The organism is Microbacterium sp. PAMC21962, from assembly GCF_019443465.1.
Taxonomy (GTDB): domain Bacteria; phylum Actinomycetota; class Actinomycetes; order Actinomycetales; family Microbacteriaceae; genus Microbacterium; species Microbacterium hominis.
This window is the reverse complement of sequence record NZ_CP080381.1, coordinates 3,231,683-3,253,127: the sequence shown is the minus strand read 5'-3', so window position 1 is coordinate 3,253,127 and position 21,445 is coordinate 3,231,683. Positions and strand designations below refer to the sequence as shown.

The window sequence follows — 21,445 nt, the reverse complement described above, 5'->3', positions numbered from 1 at the left end:
GCCCCGTCCCCGCGGCTCTCGCCCGATACATGATCGCCCCGGCATACGATGACCGGGACGACGACACGAACAGAGACGAGGACGACATGTCACGCGACGTACTGAACGCCGGCCAGGTCCGGATCCACCCCGGATCGGTCACCAAGGAGGAAGCCATGCGCGAGGCGGCCGACATCCTCGAAGCCGCCGGGGCGGTCACCGACGCCTACTTCGATGCGATGCGCCAGCGCGAGCAGACCGTGTCCACCTACATGGGCAACGAGCTGGCCATCCCCCACGGCACGAACGAGACGAAGGATGCGATCCTCGCCTCCGCGCTGTCGTTCGTCCGCTACGACGGCGGCGTGGACTGGGACGGCGAGAAGGTCAGCTTCGTGGTCGGCATCGCCGGCAAGGGCGACGAGCACCTCGACATCCTGTCGCAGATCGCCCTCATCTTCTCGGAGGACGAGGAGGTCGCCCGACTGAAGGCCGCCGGCAGCCCCGAGGAGCTCTTCGGGCTCCTGGCATCGGTGAACGACTGATGAAGGCCGTCCACTTCGGCGCCGGCAACATCGGCCGCGGCTTCGTGGGCCTCCTCCTGCACGAGGGCGGCTACGAGCTCGTGTTCTCGGATGTCGCGGCATCCCTCGTCGACGCCATCAACGCGGCCGACGAGTACACCGTCCACGAGGTGGGCGACGGCGGCCGCGACACCGTGGTGACCGGCTTCCGCGCGATCGACAGCGCGAACGACGCCCAGGCGCTCATCGACGAGATCGCGACGGCCGACGTCGTGACGACCGCGGTCGGCCCGACGATCCTCCGCTTCGTCGCCCCGCACATCCTCGCGGGACTCGCCCTGCGCGATCCGGCGTTGCCGCCGCTTCAGGTCATGGCGTGCGAGAACGCGATCGGCGCCACCGACACGCTGCGCGACGAGATCCGGGCGCAGGCCGCCGACGCCTGGGATGCGATCTCGGGACGCGCGGTCTTCGCCAACACCGCGGTGGACCGCATCGTGCCGGCCCAGCCGGAGGGGGCGGGGATCGACGTGACCGTCGAGCCCTTCTTCGAGTGGGCGATCGAGCGCCCGCCGTTCGGCGACGACCCGCCGCACATCCCCGGGGCGCATTTCGTGGACGACCTCGCGCCGTACATCGAGCGCAAGCTGTTCACCGTGAACACCGGCCACGCCGCCACCGCGTACTTCGGCGCCCAGGCCGGCGTCGACAAGATCTCCGACGCACTGGCCGAGCCGGTCATCGCCGCGAAGGTCGCCGCCGCTCTCGAGGAGACCTCGGCACTGCTGGTGGCCGTCCACGGTTGGGATGCCGCGGACCTCGCCGACTACCGGGCGACGATCCTCCGTCGGTTCGCGAACCCGGCCCTGCCCGACACGGTCGGCCGCGTCGGACGCCAGCCGCTGCGCAAGCTGTCACGCCACGAGCGTTTCGTCGGTCCGGCCGCCGCGGCGGCGGAACGCGGGCTGTCGACGTCGGCGCTCGTCGCGGCGATGGCCGCCGCCCTCGAGTTCGACGTCGCCGACGACGAGCAGTCCGTGGAACTGCAGCGACGGCTCCGCGAGGAGGACCCCGCGACGTTCACCGCCGGGGTGACGGGCCTCGAGCCCACGCATCCCCTCTTCGCATCGGTCGAGGACGTGGTGCGCGCGCGGCAGGCGCAGCTCTGACCTGACCCGGCGATCGCGCCGGCAGGTCCCGCCTAGACTGGACGCATGACTGCCCGGACCCGCCGCCGCCGCGTGTGGCGGTGGGTCTTCGGCATCCTGGGCGGCCTCGTGGTCGCCGCCGTCGCCGGCGTGCTGGTGTGGAGCCAGGTGGGCGTCATGGCCGCCGAGGCCGAACCGCTCGCCGCCGTGCGCGCGGATGAGCGCATCGCCATCAGCGACGACGCCGCCGGGATCGTGCTGGCCCCGGCATCCGGCGCGAGCGGCGAGGGCCTCGTGTTCATCCCCGGCGCCAAGGTCGACCCGTGGGCGTACGCCGCGATCCTGTCCGGGCTGGTCACCGAGGACGATCTGACCGTCGTGATCACGAAGCCGTGGCTGAACCTGGCGTTCTTCGATCCGCGTTCCCTGTCGACGTTCACCGATCTCGCCCCGGGCGTGGGCAGCTGGCTGGTCGGAGGGCATTCGCTCGGCGGCGTGCGCGCGTGCCAGCTCGCCCCCGATGCCGCCGGACTCGTGCTGTTCGGCTCGTACTGCGCGAACGACCTGTCGCAGTCGGGACTGCCCGTCGTGAGCATCAGCGGCTCCGAGGACGGCTTGTCGACGCCGCAGAAGATCGCCGACGCCCGCCCGAACCTCCCCGCCGACGCCGTGATGGTCGAGATCCCGGGCGCTGCGCACGCGTCGTTCGGCGCCTACGGCCCCCAGGCCGGCGACGGCACCCCGACGGCCACCGCGGCCGAGGTGGAGGCCGTCGTGGTCCAGCAGGTGGGCGACCTGGCCCGCGCCCTCCGCTGACCCGCCCCTCGAGCCTCGACACCCGCCGCCCCTGCCCGGCGCGGCGCCCCCTCGACTCCCCGGCCCGGCGCCCGTCGAACCTGCCCGGCCCGCCCCGGCCCGAACTCCTCCATCTCGCGCGGCAACGGCCACCTGGAGCCGGCGCGGCCCCGGCGACGGACCTGCTGGAGGAGTTCGGGCCCGGCGCCTCCGCGCCTCCCCGGCCCGGCGCCGCGGCGCCTCCGACCCGCCGCCGATCGGGCTCCCGCCCCGCCCCGGCCGGCCGCCCGTCGAACCTACGCGGCCCGGCGCGGCCCGAACTCCTCCATCTCGCGCGGCAACGGCCACCTGGAGCCGGCGCGGCCCCGGCGACGGACCTGCTGGAGGAGTTCGGGCCCGGCGGCGTCCCCGACACCCCTACCTCGAAGTCTCCTCCCCACCAGCGAGTGCCGCGGGGCTGTCCACAGATCACGTCGGGGCGCTTCTCCGCGGCGACCGCCGTGGTGCGCTGACGGGATGCCCTCGCCTCGCGACCTCGCATCCGTCCTCCTCCGCAGCCGCAGCTGGACCACCGCGCAGTTGCGTCGGCACGGCATCGGCAAACGCGATCTGCGCCGCATGGTCGACGGCGGAGCGATCCTTCGCGTGCGGCAGGGACGCTACGTCCCGGCCGACACCGATCCCGCCCTGGTCGCGGCGGCCCGGCTCGGAGCCCGGCTCGGCTGCATCTCGCTGCTGTCGGCGCTCGGCGTCTTCGTGCGCGACACGGCGACCCTGCATGTGCACATCGATCGCGGAGCGAGTCGCCTGCCCCCGCGGGATGCGCGCATCGTCGCGCACTGGCGCGAAGCGGATGCCGACGGCGAGGGCGCGCTGACGGTCGATGTCGTCAGCGCGCTCGTCCAAGCCGTGCTCTGCCAGTCCCCGCGGGATGCCGTGGCCACCCTCGACTCCGCCTGGCACCACGGCCTCGTCGACGAGGGCGGCATCGCCGAGGTGTTCCGGCGCCTCCCCCACCGGCACCGGGCGCTGCGCCCTCTCGTCGACCCGCGGAGCGAGGCGGGGACGGAGACCCTCATGCGATTGCTGCTGCGGACGCTCGGTCACGACGTGCAGGTGCAGGTGGAGATCGCCGGCGTCGGCCGCGTCGACTTGCTGGTGGACGGATGGCTGATCGTCGAGTGCGACAGCCGCGGGTTCCATGCGGACTGGGCCGCGCGGCGGCGGGACCTGCGGCGTGACCTCGCGGCGGCGCGGCTCGGGTACACGACCGTGCGGCCGCTGGCGGAGGACATCCTGTTCGCGTACGACGACCTGGTGGCCGCGATGCGCGACGTGCTCCGTCACCCCCGGGCCGCGTCGGCGCGCGGCGTCCCGAACTCCTCCAGATCGCGGCGCTCACGGCGCCGACCCTCCCCCACCGCCGAATGAACCAAGGGATGGAGGAGTGCGGGCCGGGCCCCGGAGCGCAGCCGCGCTCACCCCGCGGGGTCAGGCGTCGAAGCCCTCGCCGATGAGCTCGATGAGCTCCTCGCGCTCCTCGACCGAGAGGAACGCCCCCGCGGCGGCGTTGAGCTGGAACGCCTCGAGGTCCTCCAGGCTGTACTCGAACGTCTCCGCGAGCAGCGCCAGCTCGCGCGTCAGCGAGGTCCGGCTCATCGTGCGGTTGTCGACGTTGACCGTCACGGCGAAGCCGAGCTGGTACAGCAGGTCGAACGGGTGGTCCTCCAGGCTCGTGCCCCACGCGGCGATCGCGCCGGTCTGCAGGTTGGACGACGGCGAGAGCTCGAGCGGGATCTCGCGGTCGCGCACCCACCGGGCGAGGTCGCCGAAGGTGACCAGCACCTCCTCACCCTTCTGCTGCACGACCTCCAGGTCCTCCGCGATGCGCACGCCGTGGCCGAGGCGCAGGGCGCGGCCGTCCAGCAGCGCCGAGCGGATCGAGTCGAGACCCGCGGCCTCGCCGGCGTGCACCGTCACGGGGAAGAACTCCGACGCGAGGTAGTCGAACGCGGCGCGGTGGCGGGACGGGAGGAACCCGTCCTCCGCTCCCGCGATGTCGAAGCCGACGGCGCCGCGCCCGCGGAACGCCACGGCGAGCCGGGCGATCTCCAGCGACCGGTCGGCGTGGCGCATCGCGGTGATCAGCTGGCCGACGCGGATGTCGCGACCCGAGCGGTCGACGGCGTCCTCGCCCTCCTCGATGCCCTCCTGCACGGCTTCGACGGCCTCCTCGAGGCTGAGGCCTCCGCCGAGGTGCTGCTCGGGAGCCCACCGCACCTCGCCGTAGATCACGCCGTCGGCGGCGAGGTCCTCGACGAACTCCTTCGCGACGCGCCGCAGCCCGTCGGCGCTCTGCATGACCGCCGTCGTCAGGTCGAAGGTCTTCAGGTACTCCACCAGCGAGCCGGAGTCGCTCTGGTCCTCGAACCAGTCGGCGAGCTCGTCGGCATCCGTCGACGGGACGTCGAGACCGATCTCGTCGGCGAGCTCGATGATCGTCTGGGGGCGCAGGGCGCCGTCGAGGTGGTCGTGGAGCGACACCTTCGGGAGCGACCGGATCGAGACGCCTTCGATCTTCGGGTCTGCGTGCGGGTCGATGGCCATGAGGGCTTCCTTCTGGTGGGGTGACGCGGAGGGGGCGACGGGTCAGGCGGTGATGCGCTCGAGGACGATCGGCGCGGATGCCGGGGCGTCCGTTCCGATCTCCCAGGCGCCCTCGAGGGCGTCGAGGGCGCGCTCGAAGCGCTTCCCATCATCCGCCAGGAGGGTGAACAACGGCTGACCGGCGGTGATCGGCGCGCCGGGCTTGACGTGCAGGTCGATGCCGGCCGCGTGGACGACCGGGTCCTGGGCGCGCGCACGACCGGCGCCGAGGCGCCACGCGGCGATCCCGAAAGGCAGCGCCTCCAGACGGGTGAGCACCCCGTCGCGCGGCGCCGTGACGGTGTGGGTCTCCCGCGGGGTCGGCAGCGGCGCGTCGGGATCGCCGTCCTGGGCGCGGATCATCTCCCGCCAGGCGTCCATGGCCCGGCCGTCGCGGAGCGCCGCCTCGACGTCGGCGTCGGGCTGTCCGGCGAGGGCGAGCATCTCGCGGGCGAGCGCGACGGTCAGCTCGACGATGTCGGCGGGACCGCCGCCGGCGAGCACCTCGACCGACTCCCGCACCTCGTTGGCGTTGCCGATGGCGAGGCCGAGCGGCGTGTTCATGTCGGTGAGCAGCGCCGTGGTCGCAACTCCGGAGTCGGTGCCCAGGGCCACCATGGTGCGGGCGAGCTCGCGCGCCTTGTCGACGTCGCGCATGAACGCGCCGGAGCCGAACTTGACGTCCAGCACGAGCGCGTCGGTGCCCTCGGCGATCTTCTTGGACATGATGCTCGAGGCGATCAGCGGGATGGCCTCGACCGTGCCGGTGACGTCGCGCAGGGCGTACAGCCGCTTGTCCGCCGGCGCGAGGCCGGAACCGGCCGCGCAGATGACGGCGCCGACGTCGCGCAGCTGCGCGAACATCTCGTCGTTCGACAGCGCGGCGCGCCATCCCGGAATGGACTCGAGCTTGTCGAGCGTGCCGCCGGTGTGGCCGAGGCCCCGGCCGGACAGCTGCGGCACGGCGACGCCGAAGGCGGCGACGAGCGGCGCGAGCGGCAGGGTGATCTTGTCGCCGACCCCGCCGGTGGAGTGCTTGTCGACGGTGCGCTTGCCGAGTCCGGCGAAGCTCATCCGCTCCCCCGAGGCGATCATCGCGTCGGTCATGACGCGGATCTCGTCGCGGTTCATGCCGTTGAGCAGCACCGCCATCGCGAACGCGGCCATCTGCGAGTCGGCGACGTACTCACGCGTGTAGGCGTCGATCATCCAGCGCAGGGCGTCTTCGGGCACCGCCCCGCCGTCGCGCTTGGTGCGGATGACGTCGACGGCGTCGAACGGCTCCACGGCGGCATCCGTCGTCGAGCTCATCGCGACACCTCCTCGAGGTCGCGGGGGCCGAACGCGTCGGGCAGCACCTCGTCGATCGTGCGGATGCCGGAGACGGTCTCCAGCAGCATGCCGGGAAGGGCGAACTCGTTGAGCAGCTGGCGGCATCGCCCGCACGGCATGATCGTCTCGCCGTCGTTGTTGACGCACACGAACGCGACGAGCTGGCCGCCGCCGGACATGTGCAGATCGCCGACGAGCGCGCACTCCGCACACAGGCCCACCCCGTAGGACGCGTTCTCGACGTTGCATCCCGACACGATCCGCCCGTCGCTGACGAGCGCCGCGGCGCCCACCCGGTAGCGGGAGTACGGCGCGTAGGCGCGCTGCATCGCGTCGGTGGCGACGGCGCGCAGCTCGTCCCAGTCGATGTCGGTCATGTGAGAGGTCACTCCTTGATATAGGGCTTGCCGGATGCCGCGGGCCCGCGGATCTGGCCGGCGAAGCCGGCGACCGCGAGGATCGTCACGACGTAGGGCAGCATGAGCATGAACTCGCTGGGGATCGGTGTCTTCAGGATCGTCAGCAGGTTCTGCAGGTTGGTCGCGAAGCCGAACAGCAGCGCGGCGAGGGTCGCGCGGATCGGGTCCCAGCGACCGAAGATGACCGCCGCGAGGGCGATGAAGCCGAGTCCGGCGGTCATGTCCTTGCCGAACTGCGGCACCGAGACGAGCGTGAAGTACGCGCCGCCGATGCCGGCGATCGCGCCGGCCAGCGACACGTTCCAGAACCGGGACGTGTTCACCTTGATGCCGACCGTGTCGGCCGCCTGCGGGTGCTCGCCCACCGCGCGCAGGCGCAGGCCCCACCGCGTCCGGTAGAGGCCCCAGGCCACGAGCGGCACCGTCACGAACATGAGGTACACGATGAAGGTCTGGTTGAACAGCACCGGGCCGAGGATCGGGATCTCGCTCAGCACCGGGATCTGGATGCGGCCGAAGCGCTCGGGGGTGTTGAGCTGCTGCTCGTTGGGAGCCAGCAGCGCGCCGTACAGGAAGCCGGTCAGACCGGTCACGAGGACGTTCAGCACGACACCGACGATGACCTGGTCGACGAGGTACTTGATCGCGAACGCCGCGAGCACGAACGAGACGAGCACGCCTCCGACCATGGCGCCGAGCAGCCCGATGAACGGGTTGTGCGTGATGCTGGAGAGCACGGCGGCCGAGAACGCGCCGAGCAGCAGCTGCCCTTCGATCGCGACGTTGACCACGCCCACGCGTTCGCCGATCACACCGCCGAGCGCACCGAAGACGAGGGGCACCGAGAGCGAGACGGCGCCGAACAGCAGGCTCGAGACGGGCACGAATCCGTCGGCGGCGGCCCACACCAGGAACGCCACGACGCCGAGGACGCCGAACGCGATCGTCAGCCACAGGGACGGACGCCGGTAGGTCCACGCCCGCCAGGCCGCACCGAGGGTGAGCACGATCAGCACGGCCCACAGCGCCCAGGCGGTCGGCGCGGTGGGGACGCCCACGTCGGGCAGGCCGAAGGACTGCGACGGGTCGCCGAGGCGGAAGGTCGAGATGCCGTCGCGCGGAGCCAGGCCGAACAGCGCCGCCAGCAGCACGACGATCACCGCGAGGACGATGGGCGCCTTGAAGTGGCGCTCCCGGACGACGGCCAGCTGGATGGTGCCGTCGCTCTGCTCGATCTGGGCTGCCGGTGTCGAGGCGCTCATGCGGCCACCGCCTTCTTCGCGGCCTTCGCTCGCGCTTTGGCCGCCTTCTCTGCGTCGGTCTTGGGAAGGAAGAACACGGCGCGCAGCAGCGGCGGCGCCGCGATGAACAGCACGATCAGCGACTGCACGACGAGCACGATGTCCACGGGGATGCCCTGGGCCTGCATCGAGAAGGATCCCGCCTTGAGTGCGCCGAAGAGGATGCCGGCGGCCAGCGTCCCCCACGCGCGGCTGCGCCCGAGGAGGGCGACGGTGATCGCGTCGAAGCCGATGCCGGCGTCGATCGTCGCGCCGAAGCCCGTGGTGACGGTGCCCTGGACCTGGTTCATGGCGGCGAGTCCGGCCAGACCGCCCGCGAAGAGCATCGCGTAGATGTAGAGGCGGTCCACGCTCATGCCCGCGGCCCGGGCGGCGCGCGGGTTCTCGCCGACGGCGCGCAGCCGCAGGCCGAGGCTCGAGCGCTCGATGAGCCACCACACGAACACGGTGGCCGCGAGCACCACGACGAAGCCCCAGTCCAGCTGCGGGAAGAGCGGGCCGAGGAGGTCGGGGAACTGCGCGGAGGCGGGCGTGGGCCTCGTCTGCGGCTGGTTGGTGCCGGGCGCCTGCAGCAGCCCGGGCGTGCGCGTCATCCAGAGCAGGAGGTAGAACGCGACGTAGTTGAGCATGATCGTGAGGATCACCTCGTGCGCCCCGGTCTTGGCCTTCAGCAGGCCCACGAGGCCGCCCCAGAGCGCACCGCCGACGATGCCGGCGAGCAGCGTGAGGGGAAGGTGCAGCCACATCGGCAGATCGAGGTTGAAGGCGAACAGGCCGGCGAAGATCGCACCGACGAGCATCTGACCGCGTGCGCCGATGTTGAACAGTCCCGCACGGAAGGCGAGAGCGACGCCGAGGCCGGCCGCGATGAGCGGCGTCGCGAACCCGAGCGAGTTGGTCAGGGGGCGGATCTGCGCCGCGAAGTCGGCGCCGCGGGCGTTGAACACGGCACCCCGGAAGAGCGCCTCGTAGCCGTTGTAGACGGCCTGCCAGATCGCGACGAGGGTGTCGCCGGGCCGCGCGAAGAAGTAGGAGGATGCCGCCTGCACGTCCTTGTTGGTCACGGCGATGAGGATGCCGCCGACGATCATGGCGAGCACGATGGCCAGGAAGGTCGTCACCGCGCTGCCGCGCAGCAGCTCCTTGAGGAAGACTCCCGACCGCGTCGGAGGGAACTCCTCTCCCTCGCGGGGTGCGGGCTCGCCGGTCAGCGGACCGGTCGCGCGGGGCAGCTCGGCGTCGCCGTGCGGCGCGCCCGCGCCGTCGTTGATGGGCGTCGATCCGCTCATGCGGCCACCTCCGGGTCGTGTGCTCCGGCCATCATGAGACCGAGGGTGTCGCGGGGCGTGTCACCGGGGACGACGCCGACGATCGTGCCGCGATACATCACGGCGATGCGGTCGGCGAGCGCGCTGACCTCGTCCAGCTCGGTGGAGACGACGATGACGGGGATGCCGGAATCGCGCGTCTCGATGATGCGACGGTGGATGAACTCGATCGAGCCGACGTCGACACCGCGGGTCGGCTGGGCCACGACGAGCAGGCGGAGCTCGCGGCTCATCTCGCGGGCGATGACGACCTTCTGCTGGTTTCCGCCCGAGAGGGTGCCGGCGAGGGTGTCCGGTCCCTGCGTGCGGATGTCGTACTCCTGGATGCGGTCGCGGGCGAACGCGTCGATCGCGCCCCGGCGCAGCGTGCCGGCGGCGGCGAAGGCCGACTCCGCGGAGCGGTCCAGGATGAGGTTCTCGGCGACGGAGAACCCGCCGACGAGGCCGTCCTCCTTGCGGTCTTCGGGGACGAACCCGACGCCTTCGTCGAGGATCGCACGGACGTTCTTGCCGACGAGTTCGGTGCCGTCGAGGCTGATGGAGCCCTCGACGCGGGCGGCCAGCCCGACGATCGCCTCGACGAGCTCGGTCTGCCCGTTGCCCTGGACGCCGGCGACGGCGAGCACCTCACCGGGACGCACCTCGAGGTCGACGTCGTCGACGACGATCGCACCGGATGCCGTGAGCACGCGCAGCCCGCGCACGCTCAGCCCGCCCTCGCGCGTCCGCGGCGCCTCCTTGTGCACGGTCAGCTCGACGGCGCGTCCGACCATGAGGGAGGCGAGCTCGGCGTTCGTCGCGGTGGGCGACGCCTCGCCGACGACCTTGCCGAGGCGGATGACGGTGATGCGGTCCGCCACTTCGCGGACCTCACGCAGCTTGTGGGTGATGAAGACGATGGAGGTGCCCTCGTCGCGCAGCTGGCGCATGATCGCCATCAGCTCGTCGGTCTCCTGGGGAGTCAGCACGGCGGTCGGCTCGTCGAACACGAGCACCTTCGCGTCGCGCGAGAGCGCTTTGATGATCTCGACGCGCTGCTGCACGCCGACGGGGAGGTCGCCCACGAGGGCATCGGGGTCGATCTCGAAGCCGAAGCGCTGCGCGACGCTGCGCACGTGCGCACGGGCGGCGTTGAGGTCGAGGCGGCCGAAGGCCTTGGTGTCCTCGTGGCCGAGCATGACGTTCTCGGCGACGGTGAAGACGGGGATGAGCATGAAGTGCTGGTGGACCATGCCGATGCCCGCGGCCATGGCGTCGCCGGGGCCGCGGAAGTGCTGCGCCTGGTCGTCGAGGAGGATCTCGCCCTCGTCGGCGCGATAGAGGCCGTACAGCACGTTCATGAGCGTGGACTTGCCGGCGCCGTTCTCGCCGAGGAGCGCGTGGATCTCCCCGGATTCGACCACGAGATCGATGTGGTCGTTGGCGACGAGGCTGCCGAATCTCTTCGTGATCCCGCGGAGCTCGAGCTTCATAGATGCACCCTACCTGGGTCGGAATTTCTGGCGGAAGGCGGACGAACGGAACTCGGGGCGAGCAGCTTGCGGCTGCTCGCCCCGAGTGCGTCCGCGTCAGATCAGGAGCCGGCGGGCGAGTTCTTCGACTCGACCTTGATGGTCCCCGCGATGATGTCGTCCTGGAGCTTGGTCAGCTCGTCGGTGAGACCGGCCGGCAGCTTCGACTCGAAGTCGTGGAAGCTCGAGAGCTTGACGCCCTCGTTCTTCAGCGTGCCGACGTAGGGGGTCGGGTCGAACTCGCCCTTGGAAGCCGCGATCGTCGCATCGTACACGGCGACGTCGATGGCCTTCATGATCGAGACGAGGGTGACCGAGGCGACGTTCGGGTCGGCGACGGCGAGGTCGCTGTCGACGCCGAGCATCAGGGTGTCCTTGCCGCTGTCGGCGATCGCCGCCGCTGCGCTCTTGTAGATGGGTCCGCCGACGGGGAGGATGACGTCGACGCCCTGGTCGAGAACGCCCTGCGCGGTCTGCTTGGCCGTGTCGTTGGCGTCGAAGGCCCCGGTGAACGAGCCCTTCTGCTCAGCGCTGTCCCAACCGACGACCTGGACGTTGGCGCTCTTGTCCTCGTTGTACTTCTTCACGCCCTGCTCGTAGCCGTCCATGAAGACCGCGACGGAGGGGATCTGCATGCCGCCGAAGGTGCCGACCTTGTTCACGCCGGCCTGCGCCGACCATGCCGCGGCGGCGTAGCCGCCCAGGTAGGCCGCCTCGGCGGTGTTGAAGACGAGGGGCTTGATGTTCGGGGCGTCGGTCTTGCCGTCGAAGTCGGTGTCGGCGTAGTCGTCGATGATCGCGAAGTCCAGCGTCGGGTTCGCCTTGGCGGCCTCGACCGTGGCGGCGGCGAGCTTGAAGCCGACCGAGATGATCAGGGTGCAGCCCTCGGAGATGGCGGTCGTCATGTTCGGCGCGTAGTCGTTGTCGTTGGTCGACTCGAACTCGACGGCCTGGATGCCGAGCTCGCCGACGGCCTTGTCCATGCCGTTCTTGGCGGACTCGTTGAACGACTTGTCGTCCCAACCGCCCGCGTCCGAGACCAGGCAGGGCTTGAAACCGTCGACGACGGTGCCGCCCGCGGCTCCCGTCCCGGTGCTCGCGGCGTCAGGGGCCGAGCCGCAGCCGGCGAGGGCGATGATGAGCCCCGCGGCAGCTGTGATGCCGGCGAGCTTCTTGGTGGTCGAGATGGTCAATGCAGCCTCCACATTGATAGACCCACGGATTTCGCGGGCGCACGGATCGAAGTTACCTACTGTGACGTGGGATTTGCACGCTGCACACCCGGGTGCGGGCGAAAGGTTACAAAGACGCAATCAAGCGGACACGCAGGCGGCATCCTGCCCGTCGCCGCGACTCAGAGGACGTCGCCGCGACCCGTCAGCTTCAACGCGTCGACGACGCCCTTGACGCGCTGGGCGTGCTCGCTGGTGGTCACCAGGAGCGCGTCCGGGGTGTCGACGACGACGATGTCCTTCACGCCGATGAGGCTGATGACGCGGTTGGTGTGGCTGACGACGATGCCGCTCGCGGCATCCGAGAGGATGCGGGCGTTCTCGCCGAGGATCGCCAGATCGTTCTTGCGTCCCCCGCTGTTGAGCTTCGCAAGGCTGGCGAAGTCGCCGACGTCGTCCCAGTCGAAGTGCCCCGGCACGACGGCCAGCCGCCCCTTCTCGGCCGCCGGCTCCGCCACGACGTAGTCGATCGCGATCTTGGGCAGCTTCGGCCAGATCCGGTCGACGGCGGGTCCCCGCCGCTCGCGGTCGTCCCATGCCGCGGCCAGCTCGAGCAGTCCCGCGTGCAGCTCGGGGTTGTTGGCCGCGATCTCGGCGAGCAGCACATCGGCGCGCGAGATGAACATGCCCGCGTTCCAGAGGTAGTCGCGGTCGGCGAGGTACTTCTTCGCCGTCTCGAGGTCGGGCTTCTCCACGAAGCGCTCGACCAGCGACGCGTCCCGCGCCCCGTCGACGATCAGCTCACCGCCGCGCTTGATGTAGCCGAACCCCACGGCGGGCTCCGAGGGGGCGATTCCGACGGTGCAGATGTAGCCCTCGCGCGCGACCTCGACGGCGTCGCGGACCGCGAACTCGAACACGCGCGTGCCGCGGATCACGTGGTCGGCGGCGAACGAGCCGATGATCACGTCGGGCTCGCGGCGGTGGAGGATCGCCGCGGCCAGGCCGATCGCGGCCGCCGAGTCGCGCGGCTCGGACTCGAGGAAGACGTTGTGGTCGGGGATGCCGGGAAGCTGCTCCTCCACCGCGGCGCGATGCGCGCGCCCCGTGACGACCGCGATGCGGTCGGCGCCGGACAGCGGCGCGAGGCGGTCCCACGTGTCGCGCAGCAGCGAGTGGCCCGACCCGGTGAGGTCGTGCAGGAACTTGGGCGCATCCGCACGGGAGAGGGGCCACAGGCGGCTGCCGACACCCCCCGCGGGGATCACGGCGTAGAAGTCGTCGATCGGATCGGCCATGCAGACAGGCTAGCCGTCGGCGGGTGACGCACCCGTTTCCGAAAGAAGGCGGTTTCATTCCGGTTCTCTCGATATCGAGAGAACTTAGGGTCGCCTTCCTCGCCCATGTCTCGAACGCCGACCTAGGATATGAGTGCGCCCGTGTGCGACGCCGAGGGTCCAGTGCCGTTGTGAACCCCGGGGCCGAAGTCCTGCCCCCGCCGTACCGAGGTGTCCGTTCACACCAAGGGAGGACGACCGTGTCTGCACCAGCACGCGTCACACCGTCGGTAGCACAGACCACGTCCAAGACGCCGCGCGGAACGCTCTACCGCGGCAACGAGGGCATGTGGTCCTGGGTTCTGCACCGCATCACCGGCGTCGCCATCTTCTTCTTCCTGCTCGTGCACGTGCTCGACACCGCGCTGATCCGCCTCTCCCCCGAGGCGTACGACGCGGTCATCGGCACGTACAAGAACCCGATCATGGGCTTCGGCGAGGTCGCCCTCGTCGCGGCGATCGTCTACCACGCCTTCAACGGCCTGCGCATCATCGCGGTCGACCTGTGGCCGTGGGCGACCCGTCACCAGCGTCAGCTGTGGTGGGGCGTGCTGGGTCTGTGGGTCGTGACCGTGGGCGGCTTCGCCGCACGCCACATCCCCATCGTGCTCTCGAACATCGGAGGCGGTCACTGATGTCCACCCTCACCCCGAGCGACGAGCAGGCCATCCCGGCGCCGCGCACCCCTCAGGTGCGCAAGAAGGGCGCGAACCTGGAGAAGGCCGGCTGGATCTACATGCGCGTGTCCGGCGTGCTGCTGGTCGTGCTCATCTTCGGCCACCTCTTCGTCAACCTGATGCTGGGCGAAGGCATCCACGGCATCGACTTCGCGTTCGTGGCGGGCAAGTTCGCGAGCCCGTTCTGGCAGGTCTGGGACGTGCTGATGCTGTGGCTCGCCCTCATCCACGGCGCGAACGGCATGCGCACGATCGTCAACGACTACGTCGTCGGCGCCACCACCCGCAAGGTGCTCGTCTGGGCGCTCTGGGTCGCCGCAGGGTTCCTGATCCTGCTCGGCACCCTCGTCGTGTTCACCTTCGACCCGTGCCTGGGCGTGGAGAACTCGACGACGGACTGGCTCATCCAGATGTGCGCCGCACGCTGACACCGCACAAGACGACGCAGAAGACAAGGCATCCCTGACGTGACTACCCAGCATCCCGAGGCCGTCCTGAAGGACGGCGTGTACTACCACGAGTTCGACATCGTCATCGTGGGCGCCGGCGGCGCCGGCATGCGCGCCGCGATCGAGGCCGGGCCCGGCGCCCGCACCGCCGTCATCACCAAGCTGTACCCGACCCGCTCGCACACCGGTGCGGCCCAGGGCGGCATGGCGGCGGCGCTCGCGAACGTCGAAGAGGACTCCTGGGAGTGGCACACCTTCGACACCGTCAAGGGCGGCGACTACCTCGTCGACCAGGATGCCGCGGAGATCCTCGCCCGCGAGGCCATCGACGCCGTCATCGACCTCGAGAACATGGGCCTGCCGTTCAACCGCACCCCCGAGGGCAAGATCGACCAGCGCCGCTTCGGCGGGCACACGGCCGACCACGGCAAGACCCCGGTCCGCCGCGCGTGCTACGCCGCCGACCGCACCGGACACATGATCCTGCAGACGCTGTTCCAGAACTGCGTGCGGCTCGGCATCAACTTCTTCAACGAGTACTACGCGCTCGACCTGATCACGGTGAAGGATGCCGACGGCAACACCCAGGTCGCCGGCGTCGTCGCCTACGAGCTGGCCACGGGCGACCTGCACGTCTTCCACTCCAAGGCCGTCATCTTCGCCACGGGCGGTTTCGGCAAGATCTACAAGACGACCTCCAACGCGCACACCCTCACCGGCGACGGCGTGGGCATCGTGTGGCGCAGGGGCCTGCCGCTGGAGGACATCGAGTTCTTCCAGTTCCACCCGACCGGTCTCGCGGGTCTCGGCATCCTGCTCACCGAGGGCGCCCGCGGCGAGGGCGCGATCCTGCGCAACGCCTCCGGCGAGCGGTTCATGGAGCGCTACGCGCCGACCATCAAGGACCTCGCCCCGCGTGACATCGTCGCCCGCTGCATGGTCAAGGAGGTGCTCGAAGGCCGCGGCGCCGGTCCCCACAAGGACTACGTGTACCTGGACTGCACCCACCTCGGGGCCGAGGTGCTGGAGACCAAGCTCCCCGACATCACCGAGTTCGCGCGCACCTACCTGGGCGTCGACCCCGTCACCGAGCCGGTGCCGGTCATGCCGACGGCCCACTACGCGATGGGCGGCATCCCCACCAACAACAACGGCGAGGTGCTGCAGGACAACGACACCGTCGTGCCCGGCCTCTACGCCGCCGGCGAGTGCGCGTGCGTGTCGGTGCACGGCGCCAACCGCCTGGGCACCAACTCGCTGCTCGACATCAACGTCTTCGGCAAGCGCAGCGGCCGCAACGCCGTCGAGTACGTGCAGACGGCCGACTTCGTGCCGCTGCCCGAGGACCCGGCCAAGGAGGTCCGCGAGATGCTCGAGGGCCTGCGCGCGAACGCGGGCACCGAGCGTGTCGCGGTGTTGCGCAAGAAGCTGCAGGAGGAGATGGACGCCAACGCCCAGGTCTTCCGCACCGAGGAGACCCTCACCAACGTGATGGGCACCATCCACGACCTGCGCCAGCGCTTCAAGAACGTGCACATCGACGACAAGGGCAAGCGCTTCAACACCGACCTGCTCGAGGCCGTCGAGCTCGGCTTCCTGCTCGACCTCGCCGAGATCGTCGCGTACGCCGCCCGCAACCGCCGCGAGAGCCGCGGCGGCCACATGCGCGAGGACTACCCCGACCGCAACGACGAGCAGTACATGCAGCACACGATGGCCTACCTCACGGGCGACCCGCACTCCCCCGACCCCGAGGACCACATCAAGCTCGACTGGAAGCCCGTCGTGTTCACGAAGAACGACAAGGGCGAGTTGAACTACCCCCCGATGGAGAGGAAGTACTGATGACGACCGCCATCGTCGAACAGGACGTCGTCGCCGAGACGACCGGTGAGGCTCCGATCCAGTCGTACCTCGTCACCTTCATCATCCGTCGCTTCGACCCCGAGACCGACAGCGAGCCGCGCTGGGTCGACTACGACGTCGAGATGTACCCCACCGACCGGGTGCTCGACGCGCTGCACAAGATCAAGTGGGAGGTCGACGGCTCGCTCACCTTCCGCCGCTCGTGCGCGCACGGCATCTGCGGCTCCGACGCCATGCGCATCAACGGCCGCAACCGTCTGGCCTGCAAGACGCTGATCAAGGACCTCGACATCTCGAAGCCGATCTACGTCGAGGCGATCAAGGGCCTGCCGCTGGAGAAGGACCTCGTCGTCGACATGGAGCCGTTCTTCGCGTCGTACCGCGAGGTGCAGCCGTTCCTCATCGCCAACAGCAAGCCCGAGGCCGGCAAGGAGCGCATCCAGTCGATCGTCGACCGCGAGATCTTCGACGACACCACCAAGTGCATCCTCTGCGCCGCGTGCACGTCGTCGTGTCCCGTGTTCTGGACCGACGGGCAGTACTTCGGCCCGGCCGCGATCGTCAACGCGCACCGCTTCATCTTCGACTCGCGCGACGACGCGGCCGATGTGCGCCTGGACATCCTCAACGACAAGGAAGGCGTCTGGCGCTGCCGTACGACCTTCAACTGCACCGAGGCGTGCCCCCGCGGCATCGAGGTCACGAAGGCCATCGCCGAGGTCAAGCAGGCCGTGCTGCGCGGCGGGCGCTGAGACGACCACGGATGCCGGGTCCCGCGCCCCGGCGGGGGCCACGGCATCCACGATCGCTAATCTGAACGAGTGACGGATTCGTCGGAACGCGCGGACGCCGTGTGGCGCGCGCGCTGGGAGCAGTCGCCGCTGCGCGAGCGGCTGGACGAGCCGATCGAGCGCGCGACGAAGATCACGCGCAAGACCCTCGCGTGGTTCCCGATCCGCGTGTGGCGCCACTTCCTGAGGGCGAACGGGTTCCTGCTGGCGGCGGCGATCAGCTACCAGTCGCTGTTCGCGATCTTCGCGGTGATCTACTTCGGCTTCGCGATCGTCGGCATCTGGCTCGGCGGCAGCGAGCAGGCGATCGACGGCCTCATCCAGATCGTCAACCTGTACATCCCCGGACTCATCGGCGCGCAGGACGGGCAGGGCCTGGTCAGCGAGGCGGACGTCGCGCAGATCGCCCAGGAGTCGGCGAGCGTGCTCGCCATCACCGGTGCGGTCGCCTTCGTCGCCGCCCTGTGGACGGCGATCGGGTTCGTCACCTTCACCCGCCGCGCGGTGCGCGACATCTTCGGCCTCCCGTTCGACACCCGCAGCTACGTGCTGCTGAAGGCGCGCGACTTCCTGGCCGCCGCCCTGTTCGGTCTGGCCCTCGTCGTCGGCGCGGTGCTGGCCACCATCGCGGCCGGGGCGATCGAACTGCTCTTCCGGCTGTTCGACTGGCCCGACTACTCGGGGTGGGTGTGGGGCACCGGCCGGGTCGCCTCGGCGGCGGTCGCCTTCGCGATCAACACCGCGGCGATCGCCGCCCTCATCCGTTTCCTGACCGGGACGTCGCTGCGGTGGCGGCTCATCGCCCCGGGCGCCGCGCTCGGCGGCGCGGCGATGGTCGTGCTGCAGTACGGCGCCGGCATCCTCCTGTCGTACTCCCCCTCCAACCCGCTGCTGGCCACGTTCTCCGTGTTCGTCGGCTTCCTGCTGTGGTTCCGCCTCGTGGGGATCGTGATCCTCGTCGCCGCCTCGTGGGTGGCCCTCACGGCCCAGGACGCCGACGTCCCGATCGAGCAGCTCAGCGAGGACGAGCAGCGCCGCCGCGAGCACGCCGCACTCCTCCTCGCGGCCCGCATCCGCGTGCGCGACGCGCATCTGGCGCGCGGCGAAGCGCCCTGGTGGGGCCGGTGGAGCGCCACCCGCGAGCTGCGGCGCGCCGAGGACGACCTCGCCCGCATCGAGGCGGACACACCGCCGCCGCGCCGCGGGCTGCTGCTGGACTGACCTCGGCGTCGCCCGAGCCGGCCGTGTCGGAGACGCTGGTTAGGGTGGTCTGGTGCCTCGAAACCTCCGCGTCGCCTCGGTCAACGTCAACGGCATCCGTGCCGCCGCCCGCAAGGGGATGCGTCCCTGGCTCGAGTCCGCCGGCGTCGACGTGCTCACCCTGCAGGAGGTGCGCGGTGAGGCCGCACATCTGGCCGAGGCGCTGCCGGGCTGGCACGTCGTCAACGACGAGGCGCTGGCGAAGGGCCGCGCCGGGGTCGCGATCGCGGCGCGCGAGCCCATCGACGTCTGGCGCGTCGAGCTCGGAGACGAGGCGCTCGACTCGCGGGGCCGCTGGGTGGAGGCCGACATCGACGTGGACGGCGAGCGCCTCACGGTCGTGAGCGCGTACGTCCACACCGGCGAGGCCGACACCGCGAAGCAGCTCGCCAAGTACGCCTTCCTCGACGCGATGGAGGCGCGGATGCCGCAGCTCGGCGCGCTCGCGCTGATCACCGGCGATCTCAACGTCGGTCACCGCGAGCTCGACATCCGCAATTGGCGCGGCAACGTGAAGAAGGCGGGCTTCCTGCCGCGGGAGCGCGCGTACTTCGACCGGTTCCTCGGCCCGGCCGGTGCCGAGGTCGCCTGCATCGACGGGACCACCGGCACCGGCCTGGGCTGGGTCGACGTCGGCCGCCGCTGGGCGGGCGAGGTCGACGGACCGTACTCCTGGTGGTCGAACCGGGGGAAGGCGTTCGACACCGACACCGGATGGCGCATCGACTACCACCTCGCCAGCCCGGCGCTCGCGGAGCGGGTGGTCGACTACCGCGTGGTGCGCGCCCCCTCCTGGGACACCCGGTGGAGCGATCACGCGCCCGTCATCGCCGACTACTCGTTCTGACGGGGGCGCGGCGGGGCGGCGGCCGTCGCGGGCGGGGACCCGGCATCCGTTCTCTAGACTTGGACGATGACCAGGCCCCGCCTCTACTCCGGAATGCAGCCCTCCGCCGACTCCCTCCAGCTCGGCAACTACATCGGGGCTCTCCTGCAGTGGCGTGACCTGCAGGAGGCGTACGAGGCGTTCTTCTCGGTCGTCGACCTCCACGCGCTCACCCAGCCGAACGACCCGGCGGAGCTGCGCGAGAAGACCCGCCGCACGGCGGCGCAGTACATCGCGGCCGGCATCGAGCCGTCGAAGTCGACCCTCTACGTGCAGTCGCACGTGCGGGCGCACGCCGAGCTCGCATGGGTGCTGTCGACGATCACCGGCTTCGGCGAGGCCGGCCGCATGACGCAGTTCAAGGACAAGTCTGCCCGGTACGGCGCCGATCAGACGAATGTGGGCCTGTTCACCTATCCGGTGCTGATGGCGGCCGACATCCTGCTCTACCAGACCGACATCGTGCCGGTCGGCGACGACCAGAAGCAGCACGTCGAGCTCACCCGCGACCTCGCCGAGCGCTTCAACGGCCGGTACGGCGAGACGTTCCGGGTGCCGATGCCGGTGATCCAGAAGGACACCGCCCGCATCTACGACCTGCAGAACCCGACGTCGAAGATGAGCAAGTCCGCCGAGTCCGACGCGGGTGTGCTGTGGATGCTGGACGACCCGGCCGTGTCGGCGAAGAAGATCATGCGCGCCGTCACCGACAGCGAGGGCGCGGTGCGCTACGACAAGGAGAACAAGCCCGGCGTCTCGAACCTGCTCGTGATCTACGCGGCCCTGACCGGTCGCCAGATCCCGTCGATCGAGGACGAGTACGCGGGCCGCGGCTACGGCGACTTCAAGAAGGGTCTCGCCGAGGTGGTCGTGAACGAGTTCGGGCCGGTGCGCCGGCGCGCGCTCGAGCTGCTCGACGACCCGGCGGAGCTGGATCGCGTGCTCGCCGCCAACGCCGACCGCGCCGCGGAGGTCGCCGACGCGACCCTCGCGGACGTCTACGCCAAGGTCGGACTGCTGCGCCGCGGCTGAGCCCCCCTCCCCCGGCACCCGCCCCGCGAGCAGGCGTCGCGGGGTGGGTGCCGGTGTGGTCTGCACAACTCCGCCTGCGCGGTCACTGTAGAGGGCTGGATCCCTTCCGGCGCCCCGCTCAGGCGGAGTTGCGCCGGGACGCGGCCGCCGGTCGCCCACCCTGCACGAGGGCGCGCAGCGCGGTATACACCTCGTCGGGACGGTAGAGGATCTGCGCTGCCGTCAGGCGGAGGGTGAGGTATCCGCGGGCGGCGAGCGCGAGATCCCGTTCGCGGTCCTTGACCTGCTGACGCCAGTCCGAGTGGAACTCCCTGCTGTCGCACTCTATGACGAGCCATCCGTCGACGAGGAGATCCACGAAGCCCACCCCGCGGAAGTAGACCTGCGGGACGGCGCGCGCACCCAACTTCCAGAGCATCACGCGGACCAGACTCTCGGTGCCCGCCTGCGCGCGACCGTCGAGATGCCGGCGCAGCGTGCGATACCGCCTCGGCAGGTGCGAGAACAGCGCATCGAGGTCACTGCGACGGATCAGTCCCTTGTTGAGGGCGGAGTCCAGAGTCGCGACGGCATAGCGCGGAGGCTGGCAGAGCACGGCGTGGACCAGCGCGTCGAAGACACCCACGCACACGGTGTCGGCGTCCTCCGGACGTGCCAGCGGCATCCAGTGAAGACGCAACCCACGGCGGTCGGCCCGCTGCGGCAGCGGGCGCCGACGATCGTCGGGGGCTCGCAGTCGGCTGGCTCCGCGGGTGACGTGCACATGGAGCGCGTCGTCGGCGAACACGAAGACGCCGCGCGTCGCCAGCGCGCTGAGACAGGTGAGACGTCCACCGACGCGCACCGCCTCGACGGCGGCCGCCGGAGCCGTTGCCGGGAGATAGTGATCACGGCGGGCACGGACGATCTGGCCGCGTCGCACGGCTTCAGCGATGCGGTGTCGGGTCATTCCCCTCTCCAGGAGCTCGCGTGCGGAGAGACAGACGACCTGA

General features: G+C 70.5%; 20 protein-coding genes. 11 read left to right on the top strand and 9 right to left on the bottom strand.

Annotated elements, in window-relative coordinates:
• The first annotated feature begins 86 nt into the window (after positions 1–86).
• From KY498_RS15250 to KY498_RS15235, 4 genes are all read left to right on the top strand, one after another.
• Entirely contained in the window at positions 87–524 is a 438-nt protein-coding gene (locus KY498_RS15250) for a PTS sugar transporter subunit IIA (protein ID WP_060961040.1), read from the top strand.
• Positions 524–1,672, top strand: a complete 1,149-nt coding sequence (locus tag KY498_RS15245) for a mannitol-1-phosphate 5-dehydrogenase (protein ID WP_061782049.1) — start codon at positions 524–526, stop codon at positions 1,670–1,672. Before KY498_RS15250 ends, KY498_RS15245 begins: the two co-directional genes overlap by 1 nt.
• A 45-nt stretch (positions 1,673–1,717) precedes the next feature.
• Complete coding sequence (locus KY498_RS15240) at positions 1,718–2,467, top strand: alpha/beta hydrolase (protein ID WP_191008955.1); 750 nt, start codon at positions 1,718–1,720, stop codon at positions 2,465–2,467.
• 495 nt (positions 2,468–2,962) lie between these two features.
• The gene (locus KY498_RS15235) at positions 2,963–3,877 is read left to right on the top strand and encodes a type IV toxin-antitoxin system AbiEi family antitoxin domain-containing protein (protein WP_191008956.1); all 915 of its coding nucleotides are present in this window, start codon (positions 2,963–2,965) and stop codon (positions 3,875–3,877) included.
• Positions 3,878–3,937: 60 nt separating this feature from the next.
• Here KY498_RS15235 and KY498_RS15230 read toward each other — a convergent pair whose 3' ends face one another.
• From KY498_RS15230 to KY498_RS15195, 8 genes are all read right to left on the bottom strand, one after another.
• The gene (locus KY498_RS15230) at positions 3,938–5,053 is read right to left on the bottom strand and encodes an adenosine deaminase (protein ID WP_060960983.1); all 1,116 of its coding nucleotides are present in this window, start codon (positions 5,051–5,053) and stop codon (positions 3,938–3,940) included.
• A gap of 42 nt (positions 5,054–5,095) precedes the next feature.
• Positions 5,096–6,403 carry a thymidine phosphorylase gene (locus KY498_RS15225; RefSeq protein WP_191008957.1) on the bottom strand — a complete coding sequence of 436 codons (1,308 nt, stop codon included), beginning with the start codon at positions 6,401–6,403 and terminating at the stop codon, positions 5,096–5,098.
• Positions 6,400–6,801, bottom strand: a complete 402-nt coding sequence (locus tag KY498_RS15220; RefSeq protein ID WP_060960985.1) for a cytidine deaminase — start codon at positions 6,799–6,801, stop codon at positions 6,400–6,402. Before KY498_RS15220 ends, KY498_RS15225 begins: the two co-directional genes overlap by 4 nt.
• An 8-nt stretch (positions 6,802–6,809) precedes the next feature.
• The gene (locus KY498_RS15215) at positions 6,810–8,105 is read right to left on the bottom strand and encodes an ABC transporter permease (protein WP_060960986.1); all 1,296 of its coding nucleotides are present in this window, start codon (positions 8,103–8,105) and stop codon (positions 6,810–6,812) included.
• Positions 8,102–9,433 (bottom strand): ABC transporter permease, encoded by a 1,332-nt coding sequence (locus KY498_RS15210; RefSeq protein WP_191008958.1) that lies wholly within the window; start codon positions 9,431–9,433, stop codon positions 8,102–8,104. Before KY498_RS15210 ends, KY498_RS15215 begins: the two co-directional genes overlap by 4 nt.
• Positions 9,430–10,944, bottom strand: coding sequence for an ABC transporter ATP-binding protein (locus tag KY498_RS15205; RefSeq protein WP_191008959.1), 1,515 nt, complete (start codon positions 10,942–10,944; stop codon positions 9,430–9,432). The genes KY498_RS15210 and KY498_RS15205 overlap by 4 nt, the downstream gene beginning before the upstream one ends.
• Before the next feature lie 101 nt (positions 10,945–11,045).
• A complete protein-coding gene (locus KY498_RS15200) occupies positions 11,046–12,176 on the bottom strand; it encodes a BMP family protein (RefSeq protein WP_060960989.1) in 1,131 nt (376 codons plus the stop codon).
• Positions 12,177–12,337: 161 nt separating this feature from the next.
• Complete coding sequence (locus KY498_RS15195) at positions 12,338–13,453, bottom strand: mannose-1-phosphate guanylyltransferase (protein WP_191008960.1); 1,116 nt, start codon at positions 13,451–13,453, stop codon at positions 12,338–12,340.
• 239 nt (positions 13,454–13,692) lie between these two features.
• Here KY498_RS15195 and sdhC point away from each other — a divergent pair, with 239 nt between their 5' ends.
• From sdhC to trpS, 7 genes are all read left to right on the top strand, one after another.
• A complete protein-coding gene (sdhC, locus tag KY498_RS15190) occupies positions 13,693–14,127 on the top strand; it encodes a succinate dehydrogenase, cytochrome b556 subunit (RefSeq protein ID WP_005048122.1) in 435 nt (144 codons plus the stop codon).
• Entirely contained in the window at positions 14,127–14,597 is a 471-nt protein-coding gene (locus tag KY498_RS15185) for a succinate dehydrogenase hydrophobic membrane anchor subunit (RefSeq protein ID WP_060960991.1), read from the top strand. Before sdhC ends, KY498_RS15185 begins: the two co-directional genes overlap by 1 nt.
• Before the next feature lie 39 nt (positions 14,598–14,636).
• Positions 14,637–16,463: a succinate dehydrogenase flavoprotein subunit gene (sdhA, locus tag KY498_RS15180; RefSeq protein WP_191008961.1), complete on the top strand. Its 1,827-nt coding sequence runs from the start codon at positions 14,637–14,639 to the stop codon at positions 16,461–16,463.
• A complete protein-coding gene (locus KY498_RS15175) occupies positions 16,463–17,236 on the top strand; it encodes a succinate dehydrogenase iron-sulfur subunit (RefSeq protein ID WP_060960993.1) in 774 nt (257 codons plus the stop codon). Before sdhA ends, KY498_RS15175 begins: the two co-directional genes overlap by 1 nt.
• A gap of 69 nt (positions 17,237–17,305) precedes the next feature.
• Positions 17,306–18,496, top strand: a complete 1,191-nt coding sequence (locus KY498_RS15170) for a YihY/virulence factor BrkB family protein (RefSeq protein WP_060960994.1) — start codon at positions 17,306–17,308, stop codon at positions 18,494–18,496.
• A 52-nt stretch (positions 18,497–18,548) separates the two neighbouring features.
• Complete coding sequence (locus tag KY498_RS15165) at positions 18,549–19,382, top strand: exodeoxyribonuclease III (protein ID WP_191008962.1); 834 nt, start codon at positions 18,549–18,551, stop codon at positions 19,380–19,382.
• Positions 19,383–19,448: 66 nt separating this feature from the next.
• Entirely contained in the window at positions 19,449–20,453 is a 1,005-nt protein-coding gene (trpS, locus tag KY498_RS15160) for a tryptophan--tRNA ligase (protein WP_082734301.1), read from the top strand.
• A gap of 118 nt (positions 20,454–20,571) precedes the next feature.
• On the opposite strand, the gene KY498_RS15155 is transcribed toward trpS, so the two are convergent.
• Entirely contained in the window at positions 20,572–21,402 is an 831-nt protein-coding gene (locus KY498_RS15155; RefSeq protein WP_191008963.1) for an endonuclease domain-containing protein, read from the bottom strand.
• Between the last annotated feature and the right edge of the window lie 43 nt (positions 21,403–21,445).

What these genes read in the sequence shown, in the direction of transcription:
- KY498_RS15195 (WP_191008960.1), bottom strand. Translation starts at nt 13,453, where the DNA reads ATGGCCGATCCGATCGACGACTTCTACGCCGTGATCCCCGCGGGGGGT.
- KY498_RS15175 (WP_060960993.1), top strand. Translation starts at nt 16,463, where the DNA reads ATGACGACCGCCATCGTCGAACAGGACGTCGTCGCCGAGACGACCGGT.
- KY498_RS15215 (WP_060960986.1), bottom strand. Translation starts at nt 8,105, where the DNA reads ATGAGCGCCTCGACACCGGCAGCCCAGATCGAGCAGAGCGACGGCACC.
- KY498_RS15210 (WP_191008958.1), bottom strand. Translation starts at nt 9,433, where the DNA reads ATGAGCGGATCGACGCCCATCAACGACGGCGCGGGCGCGCCGCACGGC.
- KY498_RS15230 (WP_060960983.1), bottom strand. Translation starts at nt 5,053, where the DNA reads ATGGCCATCGACCCGCACGCAGACCCGAAGATCGAAGGCGTCTCGATC.
- KY498_RS15225 (WP_191008957.1), bottom strand. Translation starts at nt 6,403, where the DNA reads ATGAGCTCGACGACGGATGCCGCCGTGGAGCCGTTCGACGCCGTCGAC.
- KY498_RS15155 (WP_191008963.1), bottom strand. Translation starts at nt 21,402, where the DNA reads ATGACCCGACACCGCATCGCTGAAGCCGTGCGACGCGGCCAGATCGTC.
- KY498_RS15220 (WP_060960985.1), bottom strand. Translation starts at nt 6,801, where the DNA reads ATGACCGACATCGACTGGGACGAGCTGCGCGCCGTCGCCACCGACGCG.
- KY498_RS15245 (WP_061782049.1), top strand. Translation starts at nt 524, where the DNA reads ATGAAGGCCGTCCACTTCGGCGCCGGCAACATCGGCCGCGGCTTCGTG.
- KY498_RS15235 (WP_191008956.1), top strand. Translation starts at nt 2,963, where the DNA reads ATGCCCTCGCCTCGCGACCTCGCATCCGTCCTCCTCCGCAGCCGCAGC.
- KY498_RS15185 (WP_060960991.1), top strand. Translation starts at nt 14,127, where the DNA reads ATGTCCACCCTCACCCCGAGCGACGAGCAGGCCATCCCGGCGCCGCGC.
- KY498_RS15205 (WP_191008959.1), bottom strand. Translation starts at nt 10,944, where the DNA reads ATGAAGCTCGAGCTCCGCGGGATCACGAAGAGATTCGGCAGCCTCGTC.
- KY498_RS15250 (WP_060961040.1), top strand. Translation starts at nt 87, where the DNA reads ATGTCACGCGACGTACTGAACGCCGGCCAGGTCCGGATCCACCCCGGA.
- KY498_RS15240 (WP_191008955.1), top strand. Translation starts at nt 1,718, where the DNA reads ATGACTGCCCGGACCCGCCGCCGCCGCGTGTGGCGGTGGGTCTTCGGC.
- trpS (WP_082734301.1), top strand. Translation starts at nt 19,449, where the DNA reads ATGACCAGGCCCCGCCTCTACTCCGGAATGCAGCCCTCCGCCGACTCC.